The organism is Psychrobacter sp. 1U2 (genome assembly GCF_051847575.1).
On sequence record NZ_JBPYDC010000051.1, the window covers coordinates 1 to 2,817 of the forward strand.

Consider the following 2,817-nt stretch of genomic DNA (forward strand, 5'->3'; position numbering starts at 1 on the left):
TGAGTAGCATCGATGGTACCACCACCAGTTAGAGGCAAGGTCGGAGCAGCTTGACAATCGTCTAAAACATCATCCAGTACCAATTCAGCACCATAACTGCGATTGCCGTAGACAACTTCTTGCATATTATCAAGATTGAAAGTAGTGCCGCCTAGACCATCCGTATTATCCAATCGATCGAATATTTGAGTAAAGGCCATACGAGTACGTGGAGACAATGGCGAGGCATCTTCAGAGAGAGGTAATAACTCACGTCTCAATAACGGTGAAAATCCTGTTAGGGGCTTATCTGCATTACTCAGCCAATAAGAATCGTTTGAGTTAAGCACATAGTCATCACGAATTAAGAACGGTAAATTTGAGCCGCCAAAGATACCTGCTTGCGGTGAATCTGCATCATTACCCCATTCACAAGCGGCAGTACTACCATTGAGCGCAGGTAAGTTTGATGCTATTAAAGCGCCAAGAGCGGGACCAGCATTAGCACTACAGGTTGCTAGTTTTTCTGCGGTCACATTAGGCACGGTTGAGATATCTGCATACAGTGCTTTACCGTAACGGTCGGTTGCGATGGTATTAACAAACCCCAGGCCTAGAATGTTTTGCATTCTATCTTTTAAGTCCTCAACGCTAGTTGCCATATTCATACTACGCCACTGATTGAGCGCGCGGGGATTTTCAGAAGCTGCATCGCGAATAGTATAGGCGACGTTGCTTGCGTCCCCCCAACCAGGCAGTTGACCGTTTAGCGCTTTGGCATTCAACATAGGTCCATAGTGAGACACATATAACGATTCAACGCGTTCCCCGCCATCTGGCAACTTAACGGTTACCTCAACTTCTTCGATATCACGCTGCTCAAGCATACCGTCGCTATTTAGATAGTTATACTTCATCGGGTCACCGTTTACCAAGCTTAGCTGATAAAGGGTAAAGCGTTTGGCGGTAGAAACCGTGTGACTCCATGCCACATCCTTGTTAAAACCGATATTGATAAAGGGCTGACCTTGTTGGGCCGCCCCCATCACATCCAGCTTACCTGGCATAGTCAGATGAAACTCATAGAAGCGCTGAACACCGCTCCATGGTTCATGCGGGTTACCATAAAGAATACCCTTGTCGGTACCAGTCACATCGCTACCAAAGGCATAAGCATTACTACCGCCATTTAAGACGTTGATCGTTGTCATATCGAATTCAGGCACGGATTCGGCTACTGGGTTTGTCGCAGCGCTGCTCATTCTTGAGCTGCCCATCACTACATTTTGCGCTGGCGGTGCAGCTGCTGCGATAGCACCGACAAAATTAGAGAGTCCACCGCGCAGGTTGGCTTTGCCATAAACTGTCAATAAATCATCGGTAGTGATTTCTCGGACCCATTCAGCATTGGCACAAGCGGGGTCGATATTGGCAGCTCCTGTATCGCGTAAGTACCTGCTATATCCTGCCGCATAACCTGTTACCGCATCGATAGTTTCAGGATCTTGAGCCGCTAGGAATTCAGCACGTCGCTCAGGAGAGTTGTACCACGTATAAAATACATCGTTGGCTAAGTTGCCTTGATCACCTAGGTACCGCATACTCTCACCGCTAGCGACCACCAGTTCATGTGCTAGGGAGCAGAGGTTGTCCTCGGCAAAAGCATAGCCTACCCCGTAGCCGAGACTTTTATAATCATTAGCAGTGATATGAGGTATACCGAACTCGGTACGCTGAATGTCTACGGAGTAAGTTGGTTGAGAAATCGTAAAGTCGTCATCGTCGTCGCCAAAACACCCAGACAGCCCAAAAGAAACTGCGACTGTGAGTAGCGCGAGCCTAGGCACACGCTTATTAAGCATATCAATGCTCATAAGCTTATCCATCCATGGTTAGTTGGTGTGTATAAAGCCGTTAAAAACAATAATTATCGAGCTTTATATGATCAATAAAATCCTTTTATTGCCAATGCTCTTTAATACTGATGGCCATCCTGTACCAATCAGCCAACGCTAAATATAAGAGCATTTACTCATCATATAACAACATCGGTCATCTACACCAGTGATAAAACACGACATTTGCGCGTTGGTTAATAATACTTTATGATTAATGGCTCTCTATATTAGGAAACGCCGATGTCGTTTGCTCAAGTTTATACCCGTTCGGTCGTGGGCCTACATGCTCCCAAAGTCATCATTGAAGTACATTTGTCCCAAGGCCTGCCAGCATTGACCATTGTAGGTTTGCCAGAAGCTGCTGTACGCGAGAGTAAAGATAGAGTGCGCTCAGCCATTCTTAATTCAGGATTTCAATTTCCCAATCGCCGTTTGACTATTAACTTAGCCCCAGCAGACCTGCCTAAAGAAGGTGCTAGGCTAGATTTGCCGATTGCTATCGGTATCTTGGCAGCCAGCGATCAGATTGATCCAGAGTCACTGTCAGGGTTGGAGTTTATCGGTGAGTTGGCACTGAATGGTGAGCTTCGGCAGGTGACAGGCAGCTTAGCAGTCGCACGCGCGATAAAAGCGGAAGCGTTGGCTTTAAAATCGTCAAAAGTATCGAAGTCGTCAAAAAATAGTGAGCCACCACTGAATGAGCAACACCAAAAACCACAAACCGCAGCGTTAATCGTACCGATTGATAATGGCGCTGAAGCTAGCCGTGTCGATGGCGTTACGATATTGGCCGCCCAAAACTTAAAGGCTGTCTGTAATCATCTGCAATCGCTAACAGACCCCAGTGCTACAGATACGCATTTAGAGGTGGTCCAGTCTAAACCAACACAGCAGCATACAGGTTATAAAGTAGATTTGGCAGATGTCAAAGGTCAGCATC

General features: G+C 46.5%; 2 protein-coding genes. One reads left to right on the forward strand and one right to left on the reverse strand.

What is annotated here, in order from left to right; all coding sequences use genetic code 11:
- Positions 1 to 1,853 (reverse strand): penicillin acylase family protein (locus tag ACS8FD_RS12905; RefSeq protein ID WP_439276196.1); only part of this gene is annotated, 1,853 nt, incomplete at its 3' end.
- A 264-nt stretch (positions 1,854 to 2,117) separates the two neighbouring features.
- Between ACS8FD_RS12905 and ACS8FD_RS12910 the strand changes: the two genes are divergently transcribed.
- The coding region (locus ACS8FD_RS12910; RefSeq protein WP_439276197.1) for a magnesium chelatase domain-containing protein at positions 2,118 to 2,817 on the forward strand (700 nt) is incomplete at its 3' end.